Source organism: Tellurirhabdus rosea, assembly GCF_026278345.1.
Taxonomy (GTDB): domain Bacteria; phylum Bacteroidota; class Bacteroidia; order Cytophagales; family Spirosomataceae; genus Tellurirhabdus; species Tellurirhabdus rosea.
In genome coordinates this window covers 2130497-2150198 of the sequence record NZ_CP111085.1, presented here as the reverse complement: position 1 = coordinate 2150198, position 19702 = coordinate 2130497, and the positions used below count along the sequence as shown (strand labels likewise).

15 protein-coding genes are annotated in these 19702 nt (G+C 57.3%); 10 read left to right on the top strand and 5 right to left on the bottom strand.

The genetic code is table 11. From position 1 onward, the window contains the following. The first annotated feature begins 45 nt into the window (after positions 1-45). Both ORG26_RS08955 and ORG26_RS08950 read left to right on the top strand, forming a co-directional pair. On the top strand, positions 46-1131 hold the full coding sequence (locus ORG26_RS08955; protein WP_266368561.1) for a glycoside hydrolase family 18 protein: 1086 nt from the start codon (positions 46-48) through the stop codon (positions 1129-1131). Between the two features lie 157 nt (positions 1132-1288). Further along, the gene (locus ORG26_RS08950; RefSeq protein WP_266368560.1) at positions 1289-2587 is read left to right on the top strand and encodes a hypothetical protein; all 1299 of its coding nucleotides are present in this window, start codon (positions 1289-1291) and stop codon (positions 2585-2587) included. Positions 2588-2775: 188 nt separating this feature from the next. On the opposite strand, the gene ORG26_RS08945 is transcribed toward ORG26_RS08950, so the two are convergent. Then, the gene (locus ORG26_RS08945; protein ID WP_266368559.1) at positions 2776-4146 is read right to left on the bottom strand and encodes a cytochrome P450; all 1371 of its coding nucleotides are present in this window, start codon (positions 4144-4146) and stop codon (positions 2776-2778) included. A 100-nt stretch (positions 4147-4246) separates the two neighbouring features. Between ORG26_RS08945 and purH the strand changes: the two genes are divergently transcribed. The 5 genes from purH to ORG26_RS08920 all read left to right on the top strand — a co-directional run bounded on the left by purH (position 4247) and on the right by ORG26_RS08920 (position 10801). Further along, positions 4247-5770, top strand: a complete 1524-nt coding sequence (gene purH, locus ORG26_RS08940) for a bifunctional phosphoribosylaminoimidazolecarboxamide formyltransferase/IMP cyclohydrolase (protein WP_266368557.1) — start codon at positions 4247-4249, stop codon at positions 5768-5770. A 70-nt stretch (positions 5771-5840) separates the two neighbouring features. Continuing rightward, positions 5841-6638 (top strand): lysophospholipid acyltransferase family protein, encoded by a 798-nt coding sequence (locus ORG26_RS08935; RefSeq protein ID WP_266368556.1) that lies wholly within the window; start codon positions 5841-5843, stop codon positions 6636-6638. 114 nt (positions 6639-6752) lie between these two features. Next, a complete protein-coding gene (gatC, locus tag ORG26_RS08930; protein WP_266368555.1) occupies positions 6753-7040 on the top strand; it encodes an Asp-tRNA(Asn)/Glu-tRNA(Gln) amidotransferase subunit GatC in 288 nt (95 codons plus the stop codon). 124 nt (positions 7041-7164) lie between these two features. Beyond that, positions 7165-10137 (top strand): TonB-dependent receptor, encoded by a 2973-nt coding sequence (locus ORG26_RS08925; RefSeq protein WP_266368554.1) that lies wholly within the window; start codon positions 7165-7167, stop codon positions 10135-10137. A gap of 106 nt (positions 10138-10243) precedes the next feature. After that, on the top strand, positions 10244-10801 hold the full coding sequence (locus tag ORG26_RS08920) for an SRPBCC family protein (RefSeq protein WP_266368553.1): 558 nt from the start codon (positions 10244-10246) through the stop codon (positions 10799-10801). A 2-nt stretch (positions 10802-10803) separates the two neighbouring features. Here the strand turns inward: ORG26_RS08920 and folK are convergent, their stop codons facing one another. The 4 genes from folK to ORG26_RS08900 form a co-directional block, all read right to left on the bottom strand. Further along, the gene (folK, locus tag ORG26_RS08915; RefSeq protein ID WP_266368552.1) at positions 10804-11298 is read right to left on the bottom strand and encodes a 2-amino-4-hydroxy-6-hydroxymethyldihydropteridine diphosphokinase; all 495 of its coding nucleotides are present in this window, start codon (positions 11296-11298) and stop codon (positions 10804-10806) included. Between the two features lie 93 nt (positions 11299-11391). Beyond that, the gene (locus tag ORG26_RS08910; protein ID WP_266368551.1) at positions 11392-12438 is read right to left on the bottom strand and encodes an AAA family ATPase; all 1047 of its coding nucleotides are present in this window, start codon (positions 12436-12438) and stop codon (positions 11392-11394) included. A gap of 97 nt (positions 12439-12535) precedes the next feature. Further along, positions 12536-13363, bottom strand: coding sequence for a tryptophan-rich sensory protein (locus tag ORG26_RS08905; RefSeq protein ID WP_266368549.1), 828 nt, complete (start codon positions 13361-13363; stop codon positions 12536-12538). Between the two features lie 250 nt (positions 13364-13613). Then, entirely contained in the window at positions 13614-15605 is a 1992-nt protein-coding gene (locus tag ORG26_RS08900) for a CHU_0125 family OmpA-like outer membrane integrity protein (RefSeq protein WP_266368547.1), read from the bottom strand. A gap of 546 nt (positions 15606-16151) precedes the next feature. Here ORG26_RS08900 and ORG26_RS08895 point away from each other — a divergent pair. The 3 genes from ORG26_RS08895 (at position 16152) to ORG26_RS08885 (ending at position 19626) form a co-directional block, all read left to right on the top strand. Further along, positions 16152-16373: a hypothetical protein gene (locus ORG26_RS08895; RefSeq protein ID WP_266368546.1), complete on the top strand. Its 222-nt coding sequence runs from the start codon at positions 16152-16154 to the stop codon at positions 16371-16373. Positions 16374-16968: 595 nt separating this feature from the next. Further along, positions 16969-18402, top strand: coding sequence for a DUF1800 domain-containing protein (locus ORG26_RS08890; RefSeq protein ID WP_266368545.1), 1434 nt, complete (start codon positions 16969-16971; stop codon positions 18400-18402). An 18-nt stretch (positions 18403-18420) separates the two neighbouring features. Next, positions 18421-19626, top strand: a complete 1206-nt coding sequence (locus ORG26_RS08885; protein WP_266368544.1) for a DUF1501 domain-containing protein — start codon at positions 18421-18423, stop codon at positions 19624-19626. Positions 19627-19702: the final 76 nt, after the last annotated feature.

Sequence of the window (19702 nt, the reverse complement as noted above, 5' to 3'; positions counted from 1 at the left end):
CGCCGTTTCCGTTCGGTCACGTCAAGCCGTAACTTGTCTAATCCCATGCACCTGCTTCTCTGTCTGTTTGCTTTTCTGCTGGCTCCCGCGGCCGTTCGCGCCGCCGACCCGTTTGTCGTGATTGCTTATTATTCCGCCGGACCCGACCGCGTGGCCGAAATCGACGCCCGTAAGCTGACCCACATCATCTATAGCTTTGGCCATCTAAAAGGCAACCGCTTCGCCATCGACAACCGGAAGGATTCGCTGACTTTGCAAAAACTGGTCGAACTGAAAAAACAGAATCCGGCCCTGAAAGTGATGGTGTCGCTCGGCGGCTGGGGCGGCTGTGCGCCCTGCTCGGAAGTGTTTTCGTCGGAAGAAAACCGGCGGGTGTTTTCCCGGTCGGTTCGGGAAAACCTGACGTACTTTGGGGCCGACGGCATTGATCTGGACTGGGAATACCCGGCCATTCCGGGCCATCCGGGCCACCGGTACGCGCCGGAGGATAAGCCGAATTTCACCGACCTCGTCCGGAAGCTGCGGCAGGAACTGGGCCGACGGGCCGAAATCAGCTTTGCGGCGGGCGGTTTTCCGCGATTCATCGACGAAGCCGTGGACTGGACCGCTGTGATGCCGCTGGTGGACCGCGTCAACATCATGACCTATGACCTCGTGCACGGCTTCTCGACCGCTACGGGGCACCACACGCCGCTGTACAGCACGCCCGAACAGCGCGAATCGACCGACGCGGCGGTGCAGGCGCTGCTTGCCAAAGGCGTTCCGGCCCGCAAGCTGGTCATTGGGGCGGCCTTCTACACGCGGATGTGGGAAGGCGTGGCCCCGACCAACAACGGCCGTTACCAGCCCGGTACGTTCAAAAGCAGCACGGCCTTCCGCGATTTTGATAAAGAATACGGCCCCGGCAGTGGCTTTACGGCTTACTGGGACGATACGGCCAGGGCTCCCTACCTGTACAATGCCGCCAAACAGCAGTACGTTACCTACGACGATCCGCGCTCGATTGCGCTCAAGACGCGGTACGCCCGCGAAAAAGGCCTGAACGGCATCATGTTCTGGGAACTGTCGCTCGACAAGCCCGGCGGCCTGCTGGACACCATCGACCGGACGAAACGGGAAGGTGCCCGCTAGCACCCGGCGGCGGTTTTGAGGATGGCCTCACGCAGTTAAGGCCGGAAAATCAGCAGTTCTGTTTCCACTTCCGGCAACTCATCTCGAAGCGAATTGGGTGGGAGAGGCCCCGTGTTCAAATTTGAACCGGATTGAACGCCTGTAAACAACGCCACTCATGAACCGCTTCTTTCTTTTTGTCCTGCTCGCCCTGATCGGGCTTTCGGGCTGTAAGCCGGGCCATTCTCCGGAACCCGAGCCCGTCGAGCCGGTTTCCTTTCCGGTGGGAAACCCGACCGCCGCCCAGACCACCTTTACCGTGACGCCCGCCGGTGGCACGTTTTCCTCGCCCGACCAGACACTGAAAATTACGATTCCGGCCGGGGCCGTTTCGACGAATACCCAAATCAGCATCCAGCCCATTGAAAATACCTGTCCGGCCGGGGCGGGGCAGGGCTTCCGGCTGCTGCCCCACGGTATTCAGTTTGCCAAACCCGTGACGCTGACGTTTTCGTACCAGCCGTTCGAGCAGCAGGTCAGCATGGCGGAGGCGCTGGGCGTGGCCTACCAGGATGACAAAGGACTGTGGCGACTGGTAGCCAGACCCGTTGTGAATGAGGCCGCTAAAACGGTCAGCGTCACGACGACGCACTTCAGCGACTGGATCGCGGCGCTGTGGTACCAGCTGATTCCTCAGTCCACGATGGTGGCGGCGGGGAATTTTGTCGAACTCCGGGTGATTACCTTCCTGCCCGACCTGCTGGGGCCGCTGGCACCGCCTACCACCGAAGATAGGGCCATGAGCAACGCCCGGGATCTGGAAGCGGAATACATCAAAAACAACGGCAAAGGCGACGCCTGGCGACTGGGCGGCGTGGGCCGACTGAGTCCGGCGGGAGCCTCGGCGATTTACACCGCACCGGCTTCCATCGACAAGCCTACGACGGTGAATGTGACGGTTGAACTGAACACGCGAGGGACAAATGTAAAAGACAAATACCTGCTGGTGTCGAGTATCACCGTGTTGCCGCAGAAAAAGGCCGGAATCACCTTCCGGATCGATGGGGGGCCGTGGCAGTTTCTCCCCTGCGTAACGGACTACATTGGCGGCCGGATTGTCAATTCGACCCATTACGGCATCGGGGCCCAGAAAGAAGGCGTCGGGGCGATTGATATATACTGGATGGGCGGGGTCGGAGAGCACCCCTGGGATACGCAGCAAAATCCGCCGCCTGAGCATCTGACGACGTTTCTGGGCGCTACTCCCGATCATCCTTTTTTCGAGAGTTCGTATAAGCCAGGTCCGAATGCGGATCTTGTGACAAGCGGCGGAACGATAACCATCGAAAAGCTGGGGAATGTGGGCGAAGAAATAAGCGGGAAGTTCTCCGTAAAGAAGGCGGGCGTTTTTGCGGCAGGCCAACAAATTCGGACAGTCAACATTGAAGGCTTTTTTTACGGACTTCGGGCCAACTAATAACAACGGTGCCTCACTCTGCTGGGTTGACTGGCGTGGAGTAAGGCATCGCTGTTTCGGTAAGGGGCCTTAGCGGGCAGGGTCTGACGACGATCCTTGCGGTCAGGCGGGGGCGCCTGGGCGCGATCATTCCACGTGGCCGAAGCGGGGCTAAATCTTGGGCGCGGAATATCTTTCGGCGCGGAATATCATTCCGCGTTACGGAGGCGGAGCCGCAACCCGCCCCGGGGCCGCAGCGTGATGCCCGGTTCGGGCGGAATCACGTCGCGACGCGTGGTCCGGAAGTCGAAAGCCCGCACCAGATGGACCAGCGCCACCTGCATTTCCATCAGGGCAAAATTATTGCCGATGCACAGCCGCGGCCCCGCTCCGAACGGCAGATAGGCGTAGGTCGGGCGGGCTTTCACTTTTTCGGGCAGGAAATTGTCGGGGTTAAACTCGTCGGGAGCTTCCCAGAACTTTGGGTCGCGGTGGAGGAGATAGGGCGACACCAGCACCCCGTTCCCCGCCGGTAGGGCGTAACCACCCGGCAGCACATCGTCCGTCAGCGGTTTGCGGCTGAAAACCCAGGCGGGTGGATACAGCCGCATCGTTTCGTGGATTACCTGCATCGTATAGGTCAACTCGCGCAGGTTTTCGGCCGTGGGCTGTCCGTCCGGCCCCAGCACCCGGTCGAACTCGTGGCGGAGCTTCTGCACCACGTCCGGATGTTTGGCCAGCAGGTACAGCGCCCACGACAGGGCGTTGGCCGTCGTTTCGTGCCCGGCCATGAAAATGGTCGTCACCTCGTCGCGGAGCTGTTGGTCGGTCATGCGTTCGCCGGTCTCTTCGTCCTGCACTTCCATCAGCATTTCGAGCAGGTCGTCGTGGCGGACGCTGCCCTGCTCGGCCCGGCGCTGGTTGATCATTTCGTAGATGACCGCCTCGATTTTATCCACCGCCCGCAGGTAGCGCCGGTTGCGGGGCGTGGGGTATTTCAACGGAATGCGCACGAAGTCGTACAGCGCCTCGTAGGCAAACTCGATGATCTGGTTGATCGGCCCCGAAAGGGTGTCGATATGCTGCTTGACGTTCGAGCTGAAGAGGGACCGCGTGACAATCGCCAGCGCCAGTTTCATCATTTCCCCGGAAATATCGACCGGCAAGTGCGGGTCGTGGGTTTGCCAGCGCCCGACCAGTTCGCGGGTTTCCTCGTTCATGGTATCGACCAGAAGCGCCAGCCGCTGCCGGTGAAAAGCCGGTTGGGCCAGCCGCCGCTGCCGCCGCCAGAACTCGCCTTCGCTGGTCAGCAGGCCGTTGCCGAGAAACAGTTGCAGGACCCGGTAAGCCTCGCTTTTGTGGTAATTTTTGTTGTTTTCCTGAAGAATGTACTTCGCGTCGTCGGGGGTGAGCGTCACCGTCAGGTTGCGGTTGGCAATGCGGAGACCCACCACGCGGCTGTATTGCTGCTGTAACTGCCGGAGAAAGCCCAGGGGATCGCGCACGAACTGGAAGGTGTTGCCCACCAGAGGCCAGCCTTTGACGCGCGGAGTCGGTTGGGTCTGAACGGTCGTTTCCATGGAAATTCAGCAAAGGGTTCCGTTAAAGTTACGCACGAAAACCGAACAATCTGTCCCGTTCCCGTCCTTTCGGTTATCTTTGCGAAATTTTGTGCTGCTCATGTCAAAGTCAATTCAATCCGCTCTTATCTCCGTTTACTACAAAGACGGCCTTGAGCCCCTCGTCCGGTTACTTCACCAGCACGGCGTGACGCTGTACTCGACCGGCGGAACCCAGACGTTCATCGAAAGCCTCGGCATCCCGGTTACGGCCGTGGAAGACCTGACGGGCTACCCGTCTATCTTCGGGGGACGCGTCAAAACGCTGCACCCGGCCGTGTTTGGCGGGATTCTGTACCGGCGTAACCTGCCCGAAGACGTGGCCCAGGCCGAGCGCCACCAGATTCCGGCCATCGATCTGGTCGTGGTCGATCTTTATCCTTTCGAAGAAACCGTGGCTTCGGGTGCCGACGAAGCGGAGGTGATTGAAAAGATTGACATCGGCGGCATTTCGCTCATCCGGGCGGCCGCCAAAAACTTTGCCGATACGCTCATCGTGTCTTCCCGCGAGCAGTACGCCGATGTGGTTGCCCTGCTGACCCAGAAAGAAGGCAAGACCGACCTCGAAGACCGTCGCCGCTACGCGAAGGAAGCGTTCGGCATGTCGTCGCACTACGACACGGCCATTCAGGCGTACTTCGCCGGTGAAACGCCCAGCATCAACCAGTTTACGCAACTGCCGTCGCAGACGCTCCGGTACGGCGAAAACCCGCACCAGCAGGCGACGTTCTACGGCGATCTGGACGCCATGTTCGACAAACTGCACGGCAAGGAACTATCGTACAACAACCTGGTGGACGTAGACGCCTGCGTGAGCCTTATCGACGAATTCAGCAGCGACGGCCCTACGTTTGCCATCATCAAGCACACCAACGCCTGCGGCGTGGCTACGGCCCCGACGGCAAAGGAGGCCTACCTGAATGCCCTCGCCTGCGACCCGGTTTCGGCCTTCGGCGGGGTTATCATCACCAACACGACGGTCGATCTGGCGACGGCGGAGGAACTGAACAAGCTGTTCATGGAAATCCTCATCGCCCCGGCTTACGAAGAGGCGGCGCTGGAGTTGCTTAAATCGAAGAAAAACCGCATTTTACTGGTGCGCAAGCCCGTTGAACTGCCCGGCAAGATGTTCAAGACCATTTTGAACGGCGTGCTGGAGCAGGACAAGGACAACCAGACCGAAACGGCCGGGCAATTCAAAACGGTGACCGAAAAAGCGCCGACGGAAGCCGAAGTGCGGGCACTGGAGTTTGCGCTGAAAGTCTGCAAGCACACCAAGTCAAATACCATCGTGCTGGCGAAGGAAAACCAGCTGCTTGCCAGCGGCGTGGGCCAGACCAGCCGGGTAGACGCCCTGCGGCAGGCCATCGAAAAGGCCGGTTCGTTTGGTTTCGATCTGAACGGTGCGGTGATGGCCTCGGACGCCTTTTTCCCCTTCCCCGACTGCGTGGAGATTGCGGGTAAAGCGGGCATCACGGCCGTGGTACAGCCCGGCGGCTCCATCCGCGACCAGGACAGCATCGACTACTGCAACCAGCACGGTCTGGCGATGGTGACGACCGGCGTGCGCCATTTTAAACACTAATCTGAACCCTGATTTTTGGGATTTATTTGATTTACTGTGATTTATTAACTGAGGGTAAAGACCGTTACTTATGCAAACCGTCTCTAATCATACATATCAAATAAATCCCAAAAATCCAGCGGGGCCGTCCGGCGGTTCAAGACTATACACCCTCTGGTGCGCCTTCTGGTTTATCCTGATTTTTCTGCTCCTGTTTCCCTTTACGTTTCTGTTTCTGCAACGGGAAAGCTGGAAGCCGTACGCACACAAAATCAACGCAATCTGGGGGCACATCTTTTTTTTCCTGGCTGGAATCAAAATAGAGGTCGACTACCAGTACCAGCCCGACCCGAAGCGGACGTACGTGTTCTGCGCCAACCATTTTTCGTACATCGACATTGCCTCGATGGGCGTGATTATCCCGAATTATTACGCTTTTGTCGGGAAGCATGGCGTAAAGAAAGTGCCCCTGTTCGGCTATATGTTCTCGAAGCTGCACATTCAGGTGAACCGCGAGAAAGCCAACAGCCGGGCGTATTCCCTGACCAAATCCATCAAAACGCTGCGGTCGGGGCGGAGCGTAGTCATTTACCCGGAAGGCGGCATCAAGTCGACAAATCCGCCGCAGATGCACCGTCCGTTCAAAGACGGCGCGTTTAAAATGGCGATTCAGGAAGGGGTGCCCATCGTGCCCGTCACGCTGCTGACCAACCACCGGATTCTGCCCGACGTGCTGCCCCTGCGCCTGCACCGCCACCCGATCAAAGCCATCGTTCACCCGCCCATCGAAACCCGGGGGCTGACGCAGAACGATCTGGAATGGCTGAAAGAAAAGACATTTACCATTATTGATGAAGCATTAAATAGTCATAAAGTCGGAAAGTCATAAGCGGTCCGCCGCTGCGGTCGTAAGCGCTCCGCCAGACCAGGAAACGGCGAAGCTACTTACGACCGCAGCGGCGGACCGCTTATGACTTTCCGACTTCCGACTTTCCGACTTTTTATGAAAATCACTCACGAAACGCTCCACAAAATCGCCCATCTGGCCCGCCTGGAAGTCCGGGCGGAGGAGGAAGGGCCGCTGGTCGAAAGCCTGAACGGCGTGCTGACCTGGATGGAACAACTGAACGAAGTCGACACAACGGGCGTAGAGCCGCTGACGCACATCTCCGCCGAAATCAACGTGCTGCGGGAAGACGAACCGAGCCCGCAACTCCCCCTCGAACGGGCGCTGCGCAATGCCCCGGCCAAAGACGAGTCCTATTTCCGGGTGCCGAAGGTGATCGAGTAACCGTTTTCATTAGAGCAGGTACAAAATATTTTTGCGGCTATGTAACCAATCGTATGACATACAGGTCTTATGATTGATTTTTGTTACTAACTTGACCGTTAAAGTAAATCCCCTGTACCTGCCTATGAAACGATCATACTTACTCTTTTTCTGTATTCTTTCCTTTTTGCAAAGCCGCGCGCAGGACAGCCCCGTCCATGCCGTACGCGGAATCATCCGGGATGCCGTGAGCCGAAAACCGCTGGCCGGGGCCAGTGTCAGTCTGGAAGGTTCTTACCGGCGGGTGATGACTGACCGGCTTGGGCGCTACGAGCTTCCGGAGGTTGATTTTTCGGTGAACGACCCGGTCACCTTTACCATTTCGGCCGATGGCTTCACGACCCTGAGTGTCGCCGTTTTTTCGACGCAGACTCAGGTGGACATCCTTCTTCGGGAAACGCCCAACCTGATGAACGAAGCCATTGAATCGGCTTCGCGGGTGGCCGAACGGGTGATGGAAACGCCCGTAACGGTGGAAAAAGTCAGCCAGGGCCAGTTGCGCACCGCGCCCGGTCTTGAATTGTACTCCTCGCTGGCCCGGTTTAAAGGCATCGACGTGGCCCGTTCGGGTCTGCTGTTCAGCAGCCTCAGCACGCGGGGCTTCAATTCCACCAAATCCGAGCGTCTGATTCAGCTGGTGGATTACTGCGACCTCATGTCGCCCTCCCTGTCGATCTACGCCGGAAACAGCCTCGGGCCTGCCGAACTGGACCTGGAAAGTGTGGACGTTGTTTATGGCGCCAACTCCGCCCTGTATGGGGCCAATGCGTTCAACGGCGTGGTGCTGCTCAATACCAAAGACCCCTTCCAGTACACCGGATTTTCGGCCTCCCTACGGGGTGGCAGCCGGGCGCTGCTCGACGGGCAGTTCCGCTACGCCCACCGGATCGGCAGCCGGGTAGCCGTCAAGCTCACGGGTGGGTACCAGGAGGCCGACGAGTTTATCGCCCGGAACGGAAACGCCGTGCGCCCCGTGACCGAAAGCGGTCTGCCGGGCGCGGACCCGTTCAACAATCCGCTGGGCTCTCCGCTGGGGTACAATGCCGTGAACCGCTACGGCGACATTGGCACCACGCTGACGACCCCTTCGCTGGTGGCCCTCAACGGCGGCACGGCTCTCCGCGTCTACATGCCCGGTTTTGCCGAAGAAGACATGCTGCTGACGGGCAAAGACGTCAGGAATTTCAACCTGCCGGGACGAAACGCCTACCGCACGGGCGTCTGGAAGTTCAACCCTTCCGTCCACGTCCTGCTGACGAACCGACTGAAGTTCTGGTACGAATTCCGGCAGTCGGCGAGCAACACGCTCTACCAGAGTTCCAACCGCTACGCCTTCCGGAATCTGCGCTCGTGGGTGCACCATCTGGAACTGAAAAGCGACCGCTGGTTTCTGCGGGCCTACCGCAATACCGACGTCAGCAGCGACAGCTACGACCTTGGTTTTCTCGGAAACGCCATGCAGCAGTTGCCGCTGGCATCCGGCGAAGTGGCTCCGGGCGTGCGTTTTCCGTCTTACGCCCAGAACTATTTCACCGCCTGGGGCAACCTGTTCGGTCTGGCCCGAACGACCGGCGCTCCGGCGGGAACGCCCGTACCGGGGGTCTTCGTCCCCAATCCCGATGGCGGCGCCCCAACGCCCTTCCGGCTGCCAGCGGCCATTGCGGGCGGGCAAAGTCCCGAGCAGGCGCAGGCACTTGCTTCGCAGCTGGCGGCTACCTTACAACTTCCGGTCGGCTCGCCCGAATACCAGCGTTTGCTGGGGCTGATTGCCGGAAGTACGGGTAATCTGGATATCAACGGTGCCCTGACGCCCCTGCGGACCTTCCCCGGTTCGGGAGCCGCTTCGCCGCTGCTGATCAAGGGCGCGGGCTTTGGTACCCAGGCGTATTTCTGGGATTACAGCGGCCAGTACAACTGGAAACTGCCGGACTGGGACATTGTGACGGGCGGCTCTTACCGGCTTTACACGCTGACTTCGGGCGGTACGCTCTTTCAGGACGGCGATTCGTCCCCGCTGCGGCCCGGCACCGTCGCCAACGAGCTGAACCGGCGGGAGGAAATCAATAACTACGAACTGGGCGTGTACGGACAGGCCCAGAAAAAACTGTTCCGCGACCGGCTGAAAGTAGCCGTGGCCGGCCGCCTCGATAACTTCAAAAATTTCGGGACCCGTTTCTCGCCCCGTCTGTCGGCCGTATGGACGCCCGATGAGCCGCGGCGGCACAATTTCCGGGTGAATGTGTCGCAGGCGTTCCGGCAACCGGCGCAGATCGACCAGTTTATTTACCTGGATATTGGTCAGATTTTGCTGCTCGGCAACGTCGGCAACGGGTTCAACGGGCTGGTTCCGGGGTCTGTCACGACCCAGAATCCCGCCGGAACGCCCGTGCGGGTGAATGCCCTGAAACCGGAGCGGATGAACTCCGGGGAGATCGGTTACAAAGGCGAACTGGCGGACAATCTGTTTCTGGACGCCAGCGTGTACCACAGCCGGTACCGCGACTTTATCGGAACCACGCGCTTTATCGGGCGGGAAGACGGACAGACGCCGGTCGCCGCCGATTTTGCCAAATCGCTGACCGACCGCACGCGCGCCCGCCTGATTCAGGTCTGGACCAATTCGGAGAAAGCCGTGACGACCACCGGACTGCTGACCGGCCTTGAATGGTACGCTTCCAAAGCGGTCAATCTGGTCGCCAACTACACCTACACCACCATTTCGGACACCAAAGACCTCATCCTCGGCTTCAATACGCCGCCGTATAAGGTGAACCTAGGCCTGAACGGCGAACTGACCTCCCGGCTGAGCTACAGCGCCAACTACCGGTACCAGTCGGCCTACACCTTCCAGATGCCGTTCGACGAAGGGAAAATCGACGCCTTCGGAACGCTGGATGCGCAGGTAGCTTACCGGCTGAAGGGCCTGGGGACCTCCGTCCGGCTGGGCGGGACAAACCTGACGAACGCCAACGCGGTCTACGCCTACGGCTCTGCGGCGATTGGCCGGATGGTTTATGCTGGTCTGGTGTTCGATAGTGCTGATTTACAGCGAAAATAAGCGGGAGCGGTGCTGGCAGAGCGTCCGGAAAATTATTTTCGGCCGCTTTGCTCCGTACAACGGGAGCTTCGTATATTACTATCGTTTCACCTAAATCCTCACTATTATGAAAGTTCTGAAAGGCATCGGTTTGTTTATTGCCGCATTAGTAGTAGTGATTTTGCTGGTCGGTCTGGTCATGCCGACCGAGTACAGCGTCTCCCGTTCCATCCTGCTGACCAAATCCCGGGCCGAAGTCTTTCCGCTGGTCAGTTCCCTGCAAAGTCAGGAAAAGTGGTCGCCCTGGGTGGATTACGATCCGAACATGAAAGTGGTTTTTACCGGGACTTCCGGTACGGTTGGCGAACAATCGGCCTGGGAGGGAAACAGCGATGTGGGCAAGGGAACGCAGGTGATCAAAGAAATCAAGGCCAACGAAATGGTGCATAACCAGCTTACCTTCGAGGAGCCGTTTACGAGCGTCAGCGACGCGTACATCCTGTTGACGGACGAGGCCGACGGCACGCGGGTGACCTGGAAAATGGAAGGCGCGCAGCCTTATCCGACCAACGTCATGGCGCTGTTTGTGGACCTGAACGACCTGATCGGCAAAGATTTTGACAAGGGGCTGAACAAGCTGAAAAAACTGAGCGAAGCGGCCCCGACGCCCATGGCCTCCCGCTGAGGTCAGACCAGTTTGACCACTTCCAGTTCATCCCGGCACTCCTCCAGCAGTTGCCGGGATGTTTTTTTGAGAACCGGGTGAAGGTAAGAAGGCGCAATTTCGGCCAGCGGCACGAGCGTAAACCGTCGTTCGTGCAGAAACGGGTGCGGAATCGTCAGGTGCTCCGACTGGAAGGTTTCCGAGTCAAAATACAGGATGTCGATGTCGATGACCCGGCTGCCCCATTTCTCCCGACGCACCCGGCCGAGGTGCTGTTCGATGCGCTGCGTCATTTTCAGCACCTCGTCGGCCCCAAACGGCGTGAGCACTTTCAGCACCTGGTTGAGAAAACTGGGCTGATGGGTCACGCCCCAGGCGGCCGTTTCGTAAAGGGCCGAATACAGCAGAATTGGCCCGACCTCATCGCTGATCGCTTCCCGGGCATGGCGGAGCGTGGAGATCCGGTCGCCGAGGTTGGAGCCGAGAAGCAGATAGACGGTATGAATGGGTTCGGACATGGGGGAGGAGTGAAGGCAGCGTGCTGCGTTTTGAAGGATGAATGTGGCCCGTTGAACGAAGGAATCCATTCAGTCTGCAACAATCAGCCTTATTTAAAAACCAATGGTTCGTTCTCTGGGTTTGGCAAACTGGACTTCTTCTTCGAGGTGATAAATGTCGGATAGCGTCATGGGCTGGTCGGTGCGGCGGTCGAGGCCCCGTTCGGCAAGCAGTACGTTGGATTTGTCGGTAGCCAGTTCCTGAAACTCGTAACGGGCGATAAGCCGTCCCTTCCGCAGCAGCGCCGGGTCGAGGCGGCCGATATCCGTGTTGAACGTGCAGACGACCTGAATAGCCAGACAGTCAGCCAGCAGTCCGTCCGTCAGGTTGAGCAGATTGGAAACGGCGGAGTTCCGGACATCGTTTTCCCGGGAAATCAGGACCTGTTCGGCTTCTTCGATGACCAGCACCGAGTTGCGCTGTTCGAGCAGGAAAGGAATGAAACCGGGCTGCGTCATGACTTCCACCAACTGCGGCGGCAGGACCAGCACCTGCTTGGTAAGCTGCGTCGTGAGGTGGCGGATCAGGTTCGTTTTGCCGGTTCCCGGTTTGCCGTGCAGAATCACCAAGCCTTTTTCGTTGACGGTATTGAGGCGGCCGATCAGCTTTTCGTATACCGGCCGCAGGTCGTCGTTATAGTGTTTGTCGAGGTCGAGCGGCAGCAGTTTGAGCTGGGTTTCTTCCACGATCAGCTCGTTGTATTGCTGGGTGATCAGCCCGACTTTGCCCAGCGAATTGTCCGCTTCCGGCACCCGGTGGTCGTTGAGCCCGTCAAGCGCCGTCAGCAGGGCCTCCTGATTCAGGTAATTGCCCTGAATAGTGAACGCTTTCATCGAAGCGAGGTAATGCAGCCGCAGCAGAACGCCGTCCGGATGCACCCAGAACGTAAAATCAGCCTGTCCGGTGGTCAGTTCCGTTCGTTCGTAGATTTTTTCAAACTGTTTTTCGACCAGAAAATCCGTCAGCGAAGTCTGAAATTCGCCCCGGCAGTGCAAATGGTTTGGAAAAACGCCGAACCGGCTCACGAAATAGTAAATATGCGGAAAATCGTCGTCGTCCGCGGAAAAATTAAACTGGGTGGCAGGTATCTTCCAGGCCATAATCGAACAACTGAAACCGGGACATTTAAGGTCCGTCTTACAAATGTGCAAAAAAAGTAACCCGGAACGGTGCCCGGGTTTAAGAATAAGAAGATTTTCAGCGAAGTTCGGGGACATCCCGTCGGGAGACGCCGGGGGCGGTGGCCCGCGGTCGCCAGATCAGCGCCATAATCAGAACGATCAGCGCGCCCACGACGGCCGCCCCTGCTACCATCGGGACCGAGTCGTTGCCCTGTTGTTCGGCGGCGATGGCGGCAAACGCCCACACAAACACCAGCAGATACGCGTAGCTCCGAATTCGGATGAAGGTGAACACCCCGATCAGCAGCCCGGCAACGATCATGACTTCGGCCCAGGTCTGGGCACTCAGGCCCCAGCCGCTCCAGCCGTCGGCCAGCAGCCATACCGACACGTTGGCGATGGTGGCGACGGTGAGCCAGCCGAAATAAATCGCAAACGGCACCCGGGCAATCCACGTTTCCGCGGCCGAAACCGGCTTCACCAGGGCCTCGTCCTGCGGCGTTTCCCGCGCCCCGAGCCGAAGCCCCAGATTGATTCCCAAGGCCGTAAAGGTCATGCCGAGAATGATGAGCACCGAAGTGATAAAAAACTCATTCTGAAAGGCGACCAGCCAGAGGCAGTTCAGCAGGGCGTTCAGCACGACCAGTAGCCCAACGCTCCGGAAGCGGGGATTCTCCCGCTGGGAAGGCAGAGCCTGGTAAACCGCAAAGGCCGCCAGCCCCAGATAGATCACTCCCCAGATGGAAAAGGCATAGCCCGCCGGGGTAAAGTCCGTATGGTATTTGTCCGACACCTGCCCGTTGGTCTGGCCGCCGAACGGCACAGCCTGCGAGAGGTAGTTCATCACAATCATGGAAACGATGGCAAAGACAACCAGAAATTGTCGAATTCGATCTGATTTCATAGCACAAGAATGCTGGTTTGTAGCTTTCTAACCGCCTGCCGGGAGGAATGTTTGAGCGCTGACGCTTTGCGTTCAAAAGGCTTCTGGCTTCCCCGACCCAAAAAGCCAGCGGCCGGCGCCCCACCCGGACCGACTTTGTCGCGATTCAACCGCTACGGCATAGGGCCGGGGCGGCAGACCGGAGAAAAACAAAACCCCTACAAACGGGCCGGGGCCGGTTCGTAGGGGTTCGTCGGTAAGCAGTAACGGATCAGTAGCCCAGAATCTTGAATTCCGTGCGGCGGTTCCGCTGGTGCTGTTCTTCGGTAATGGCGTTTTTGACGATCAGCTGTCGCTCTCCGTATCCTTTGGCAACCAGTCGTTCGGCCTCCACTCCTTTGGAAATGATGTAATCGACGGCCGCCTTCGCCCGGTTCTGCGAAAGCCGGTCGTTATAGGCATCCGAGGCGCGGGTGTCCGTATGGGAGCTAAGTTCGATCCGCAGCGTCGGGTTGTCTTTCAGCACGGTGACCAGTTTGTCAAGTTCCTCGGCCGCGTCGGGGCGGATGTTGAACTTATCGAGGTCATAATAAATGTTTTCGAGCACGAACGTTTTGTTCAGCGCAATCCGGTCGAGCAGAACCGAAACGTTGAAGGTCGTATCCGTCTCCGCCTTAGTCAGGAAGATGGGCGGAATGCTGCGTCCCTGCATGGTGAACGGCTCCCGACGCGTCAGATAACCCGGCCGTTCCACATAAATAACGTATTCCTTACCTTCCTGCAGGGCATATTTCCCGAACGTACCGGGTTTGCCCGTCACCGCTTCGCCGATGGGCTGCTCGGTGGCTACGTCCAGAATCCGGACCTTCGCCGAATCGAGCGGCGTGCGGTCCGGGGCGTTTTCTCCGACCGTACCGGCCAGGTAGTAGCGCACCGTCCGGCGGGTGTCCTGGCCCGGAGGCGTCTGGGCGATCGGCGTGTCGGTCGGCGAAGGCGTAGTGCCGTCGAAGAAATAAATATCGTCGTCGCCCTTGCCGCCTTCGCGATTGGAGGCAAAATAGCCTTTGCCTTCTTCAATCATCGTCATGCCGAAGTCGTCCATCGGCGAGTTGTACGGAAGACCGATGTTTTCGACCGTAATGATGCCCTGCGAACGGGTAGCCACGAAAATGTCGAGCTTGCCGAGGCCGGGATGCCCGTCGGAAGCAAAATAGAGCTTGTTGTCGGGACCGACGTACGGAAACATGTCATCGCCGGGCGTATTGATATCCCGACCCATGTTGACCGGGCGGCTGAAGCGGCCCGAGGCGTCCATGTTGGTGCGGTAAAGGTCGATGCCGCCGGCTCCCCCGTTGCGGTTGGAGGCGAAATAGAGCGTTTTTCCGTCGTTGGAGAAGGCCGGAGTGCCGTCCCAGGCGGTCGAGTCGCTGAGGGCAAGCCGGGCGGGTTCGGTCCAGCCGTCGTTGCCGAGGCGGCTGATGTACAGGTCAACGTCGAGGCCCCCTTTGCGTTTGCCGTTGTTGCCCCGGGCAAAGATCATGATCTTGCCGTCTTTGGAGAAGGCCGGTGTGCCTTCGTTGGCGTCTTCCGAAAAAATCCGCTGGCTGAAAAGCTGGGCTCCGTTGCCGGTTTCATCGGGCGTCTGACCGATTTTCACCTTGTACAGACCCGTCATCGGCAGGCCGTTGTTCTTGTAGATCTTCTCTTTGCGGGAACCCGTAAAGACCAGTTCCTCCCCGCGGACAACCGGCGCGTACTCCGAGCCCGGCGAATTGAGGGCCGAAATGTTTTTCAGCTGAATCGTATTCTGTTTTTTGGACAGGGCGCTGATGGCCCGCAGTGTGTTCACTTCCCGCTGGGCCTTTTCCAGATTCACCTTGCTGGTCGGATTGGTCTGGATGTATTGGGTTAGCTGGTCCAGCGCTTCGGCATAGCGACCGGCCGACTTGAGCGCATAGGCGTAATGAAAGCGTAGATCGGCTTCCGGACTAGCTGCTTCCACGGCTTTCTGGTAAAACGGAATGGCCTGGGGAAAGCGGTTGGACTGGCGGTACGATTCGGCCGTCAGGTAATTGATTCGGGCCGCTTCGCTGGCGTTTTTGCCTTCGGCGGCTTTGCCGAGGCTTTTGATGGCCAGGTCGTACTCGCCCTGGTCGTAATAGCGAACTCCCTGTTTGAACGCCTGCATGGATGAGTTACATCCCACCAGGCCCATAGCCAGAAGGGACATCGTCAACAGCAGAGATGAAGTACTGATTCTCATATAGGTTGGAGAAGGAAATGCAAACACCCCGCCCCAAGATACTAAAATCCGGAAACGGTCTATATTTTAACGATAATAAGTTGATTTTATTGGCGATTGTTCAGATGCATTTAGGCCACTTTTCAAAAGAGAGAATCTGCGTTATTTCGGCATTTTATGGGACGTATAGGGCTTGGCATATGCTTTGCAACTATAGTAATCAGTTAAGTACAAGTTACGGTGGGTACGAAAATGGCTGGCATGTTGACCAGCTTTTTTTCTGTCCATACTTTTTGGTTTTTATTATAAGTGTCTGATTAATAAATAATTGCAAAAGGTGCATTATGTTACCACCCCGAAGGTAACCCACAGGTAAGCGGAAGTAGGAGGAAACGGGGTGTGGAATCCTTTCCACAGTGTGGAATCCCACTGTGGAATTATACACACAATAGCGTGGAATTAAGTCTGTCGGTTGACTATATAGAAAAGTATCTTAATTTTTTTGTGACGGCATAAAGCCGGGTGGGTCTAAAGCTAACAGAGAAAGCCATGCAAAAAGTCAGGTTTATGAAAAAGGCCATCAACGCCCTGGTAATTACCGTATTTGCCATCACTACGTTTGTGGTGTTGAACTGGCTTCTGGACCGAAGCTGGGATTTCAAGCTGATCGGCTACTGGATGGTGAACATTTTCTCGGTGGTGGCGGCTCTGGCAATCGGAGCCTGTACCGGCCACGCGCTGCTTTCTCTGCTGCGCCGCCAGTCGCAATACGACGGCACCATCGAATAAAGCCAGTCCGCTTCCTGCTGGTTTGATTGCGCAAGTGAGAATCGGTTAACTCAGGATAAAGTATGTTAACTTATAGTTTACCGTAATTCGCTTTCCGGTTACATATATATGACTGATGGGACAAATCCAAGAAGCCTCCGCTCTGCCCCATCGATAGAAATTAGAACATATTTCGCCGTTTCGAACTATTGAAAAGTCAGTGTTGCTACGTGCAATACCCCTCTCAGCCAATCCAATCCCACAAATTAACGGGAGTTCATCTGTAAAATTTCGGCATGTTTTTGTATTTTATTTATAATTGCGACCGCTAGATAAAAATCAAAAACAGGTTTAAAAAAAATATGAAAAAAGGATGGACTGACGTTGGGAAATATATGACGGATATGCTTACATTTGTGAAAGTTTTTCATAACGTTGAGTAAATCAGACAGCCCTGGCCCATGGTCGGGGTTTTGTTTTTGTACCTATCCCAATAGGTATATTTTTCTGCCGCCCGCCTCTATGGCCATATTGGCCCCTCTTCAGTAGTATAATTTTTTGGTTCAGGGGTTTAAACGTTTTTACCCGCAAAGTGTCCAAACGGAAACATCCTGCCATGAACGAAAAAAATACGAAAAGACAGCAGGTACAGCACCTTTTCTGGCGTGCTGGGTTCGGCGCCTCGCCGCAGCAGGTACAGGAAGCGCTCCGCCGACCACTCCGCCGCCTGGTCCGGGACCTGTTCGACGACAGCCGGACGTTCACGCCCCTCACGCCTGTTACCTCCCCCGGCGAACCCGCCAGAAAGGAACTGAAGGAAGCCTTCCGAAACGGCCAGCTCGACCGGGACAAACTGAAAGAGCGCCTGCGGATGAACCGCGAGTCCATCCGTGACCTCAATCTGAACTGGGCAGACCGCATGGCCTCCGGCAAAGGAGCCCTGCGCGAAAAACTGGCCCTCTTCTGGCACGGCCACTTCGCCTGCCGCGTTCAGAACGCCCGCGCCATGGAGCAGTATGCCGGTGTCATCCGCGAAAAAGCCTTGGCTCCCTTCGGCGAACTGCTGACGGCCGTTTCCAAATCGCCCGCCATGCTGCAATTCCTCAACAACCAGCAGAACCGGAAAAATGCGCCCAACGAGAACTTCGCCCGCGAAGTAATGGAGTTGTTTACGCTCGGGCGGGGCAATTACACCGAGAAAGACATCAAAGAAGCCGCCCGCGCCTTCACGGGCTGGGGGTATAACCTGGAAGGCGATTTTGTTTTTCGCCGGGCCGTGCACGACGAAGGCGAAAAAACGGTACTTGGTCAGACGGGCCGTTTTGAAGGAGAAGACATTCTTAAAATTTTACTGGAGAAAGAAGCGACCGCTACCTTTATTGTCCGCAAACTGTACCGGTATTTCGTAAACGAAGAAGCGGACGAGTCGCTGGTCCGGGAGCTGGCCACCCGCTATTTCCGGACGGGTTACGATACGGCCGCTCTGCTGGAGACGATTTTTACCAGCGACTGGTTTTACGAACCCCGCAACATCGGGTGCCGGATCAAATCACCGGTGGAACTGATGGCCGGTATGCAGCACAGTCTCGCTATGTCGGTGGAGCCGCGCCAGCCGGTTCTGTTCGTTCAGAAAACGCTTGGTCAGGTGCTTTTTTACCCGCCCAATGTGGCAGGCTGGCCCGGTGGCCGAACCTGGATCGACAGTTCAAGTCTGTTGTTCCGGATGAAATTGCCCGATTACCTGCTGCGGTCGGCGGAAGTGAATATCCGGCCGAAAGACGACGGAGATGCCGCGACGGAGAACCTTTTCAAGCGAAAAAATCGGCTGTTTGAGACGACCATCGACTGGGCCGGGTTCGAGCGGGCCTTCGCGGAGGTGAAGGATACCGACCTGCCGGACGAACTGGCGGCTTACCTGTTGCAGCAGCCGCTGGGCGCCAAGCAGCGCGAACTGGTTCTGAAACAGGTGAAAAAAGAGGGTTCCAGACCGGAAAAAATCCAGTCGCTTACCGCAGCCATCATGGCCTTGCCTGAATACCAACTTTGTTAAACCAAGCCGTCAGCTACGATGAAACGTCGGGATTTCTTTAAACAATCAGCGCTGGCTACGGCCGGAACCATGCTGATTCCGAACTTCTTAAAAGCATACGAAGCCCAGGCACTGGGCCGAAAGGCGTTCAATGGCCGGGTGCTGGTAATCGTCCAGTTATCGGGCGGTAACGACGGCCTCAACACCGTGGTCCCCTTTCGGAATGACATCTATTACCGGGAACGCCCGGCCATTGCGGTAGCACCGGGGAACGTCCTGAAACTGAACGACGAAATCGGCTTCAATCCTGCCCTGCAGGCGCTTCGGGAACTGTACGACGATGGCGTGGTCACGGTGCTTAACAACGTTGGTTACCCCAACCCGGACCGGTCGCATTTTCGTTCTATGGACATCTGGCAGACGGCAAGCGATTCGGACCAGTACCTGACGACGGGCTGGCTGGGTCGTTATCTGGATGCGGCCTGCGCCGGTACGGCCGTCCGGACCCCGCACCGCCTCATCGAAGTCGACGATACGCTCAGTCTGGCCCTGAAGGGCGAACACCTGAACGGACTGGCGATGCTGGACCCGAAAAAACTGCATAACCAGACCAACAGCCGTTTTGTGAGGGAACTGGCGGCCATCAAGGCCGCGGATGACGAGCATAACGTAAGTTATCTTTACAAAACGCTGGCCGAAACGGCCTCTTCGGCTGATTATGTGTACAGCAAGGCCAACGTCTCCGCCACGCACACCAGCTACCCGGCCAGCGAAATGGGCCGAAGCCTGAAGACCGTTGCAGAACTCATTACCTCCGGCGTAGAAACGAGCGTTTATTACCTCTCCATTTCGGGCTTCGATACACACATCAACCAGCCCGGCCAGCAGGAGCGCCTGCTGCGGCAGTACGCCGAGGCGGTGCAGGCGTTTACAAAAGACATGAAAGCCAACAACCGGCTGAACGATGTGATGCTGATGACCTTTTCGGAATTCGGGCGGCGGCTGAAACAAAACGCCAGCAACGGCACCGACCACGGCACGGCCAACAACCTGTTCCTCATCGGCGGCGGTCTTACGCCCGGAAAAGTTTTCAACGAGGCCCCTAATCTGACGGACCTGGATGAAGGCGACCTGAAGTACAGCATCGACTTCCGGCGCATTTACGCTACCCTGTTGCGCGACTGGCTCAAAGCCGACGACGTGGCGATTCTGGGTAAGAAGTTTGATACCCTGAATTTTGTGTAAAAGAACTGGAATCGTGCCGTAAAGCGGAAGGCCGCCGAGTTTAGCAGCGTTATCTGCCAAACTCGGCGGCCTTCCG

Excerpts from the sequence above, each read along its gene's own strand:
- ORG26_RS08955 (WP_266368561.1), top strand. The coding sequence starts at position 46 with ATGCACCTGCTTCTCTGTCTGTTTGCTTTTCTGCTGGCTCCCGCGGCC.
- ORG26_RS08950 (WP_266368560.1), top strand. The coding sequence starts at position 1,289 with ATGAACCGCTTCTTTCTTTTTGTCCTGCTCGCCCTGATCGGGCTTTCG.
- ORG26_RS08945 (WP_266368559.1), bottom strand. The coding sequence starts at position 4,146 with ATGGAAACGACCGTTCAGACCCAACCGACTCCGCGCGTCAAAGGCTGG.
- purH (WP_266368557.1), top strand. The coding sequence starts at position 4,247 with ATGTCAAAGTCAATTCAATCCGCTCTTATCTCCGTTTACTACAAAGAC.
- ORG26_RS08935 (WP_266368556.1), top strand. The coding sequence starts at position 5,841 with ATGCAAACCGTCTCTAATCATACATATCAAATAAATCCCAAAAATCCA.
- gatC (WP_266368555.1), top strand. The coding sequence starts at position 6,753 with ATGAAAATCACTCACGAAACGCTCCACAAAATCGCCCATCTGGCCCGC.
- ORG26_RS08925 (WP_266368554.1), top strand. The coding sequence starts at position 7,165 with ATGAAACGATCATACTTACTCTTTTTCTGTATTCTTTCCTTTTTGCAA.
- ORG26_RS08920 (WP_266368553.1), top strand. The coding sequence starts at position 10,244 with ATGAAAGTTCTGAAAGGCATCGGTTTGTTTATTGCCGCATTAGTAGTA.
- folK (WP_266368552.1), bottom strand. The coding sequence starts at position 11,298 with ATGTCCGAACCCATTCATACCGTCTATCTGCTTCTCGGCTCCAACCTC.
- ORG26_RS08910 (WP_266368551.1), bottom strand. The coding sequence starts at position 12,438 with ATGGCCTGGAAGATACCTGCCACCCAGTTTAATTTTTCCGCGGACGAC.
- ORG26_RS08905 (WP_266368549.1), bottom strand. The coding sequence starts at position 13,363 with ATGAAATCAGATCGAATTCGACAATTTCTGGTTGTCTTTGCCATCGTT.
- ORG26_RS08900 (WP_266368547.1), bottom strand. The coding sequence starts at position 15,605 with ATGAGAATCAGTACTTCATCTCTGCTGTTGACGATGTCCCTTCTGGCT.
- ORG26_RS08895 (WP_266368546.1), top strand. The coding sequence starts at position 16,152 with ATGAAAAAGGCCATCAACGCCCTGGTAATTACCGTATTTGCCATCACT.
- ORG26_RS08890 (WP_266368545.1), top strand. The coding sequence starts at position 16,969 with ATGAACGAAAAAAATACGAAAAGACAGCAGGTACAGCACCTTTTCTGG.
- ORG26_RS08885 (WP_266368544.1), top strand. The coding sequence starts at position 18,421 with ATGAAACGTCGGGATTTCTTTAAACAATCAGCGCTGGCTACGGCCGGA.